Raw genomic sequence first — 822 nt, 5'->3', positions numbered from 1 at the left:
TTGGCGAGCCAGTCGGTGAAGCGGGTCTGTGCGATGTGCGCGTCGGGGCCGGGAAGGAGGCTGTTCTCCTCGAGTTCGGAACCGAAGTACTCAGCGTGCGGGTCCGCCACGATGGTTCGGGGGTCGTTCGCGGCGGCGAGGCCGGTGCGGATGAATTCCTCGAACCGGAACGCCTCGGGGCCAGCGATCTCCACCACGCCGTTGAGGGGTGTGCCGGCGGCCGCGCGGCTCACGGCGGTGGCCACGTCGTCGGAGTACATGGGCTGGATCTTCGCGGTGGGGACACGCACGGTGCCGCCGTCGGTCATCGAGTCCGCGATGCCGGTCACGAACTCGAAGAACTGCGTGGCGTGGACGATGGAGTACGGGATCCCCGATGCCTTGATGAGCTTCTCCTGCGCCAGCTTGGCGCGGAAGTAGCCGTTCTCCGGGAGCCGGTCGGTACCGACGATGGAGAGCGCGACATGGTGGGTCACACCGGCGTCCGCCTCCGCCTTGAGCAGGTTGGTGGTCGAGGTGCGGAAGAACTCCATGACGGCGTTGTCCTCGAACGAGGGGGAGTTCGACACGTCGACCACGACCGAGGCACCCTGCAGGGCCTCCGTCAGGCCTTCACCCGTGAGTGTGTTGACGCCGGTATTGGGCGCGGCCGGCACCGCCTCGTGGCCGTGCTCCTTGAGCTTGGCGACCACCTTCGAGCCGATGAGGCCGGTCCGGCCGATCACTACAACCTTCATGATGAAATCCTTTCGGTAGCTGTTGGATGTGCAGCGGCTCCATGAAATGAGCTGTCCGCGTGCACCGTTGAATACCTGTAAGAAA

At 65.3% G+C, this 822-nt stretch carries 1 protein-coding gene; it reads right to left on the bottom strand.

Annotation, left to right across the window (positions count from 1 at the left end; translation table 11 throughout):
• Window positions 1–737: SDR family oxidoreductase (locus tag SSP24_RS42540; RefSeq protein WP_141316636.1), on the bottom strand; the 737-nt coding region annotated here is incomplete at its 3' end.
• Window positions 738–822: the final 85 nt, after the last annotated feature.

The organism is Streptomyces spinoverrucosus, from assembly GCF_006539505.1.
GTDB lineage: Bacteria > Actinomycetota > Actinomycetes > Streptomycetales > Streptomycetaceae > Streptomyces > Streptomyces spinoverrucosus.
Note: the sequence above shows the minus strand (reverse complement) of the source record. Positions and strands in the feature narration are given on the sequence as shown.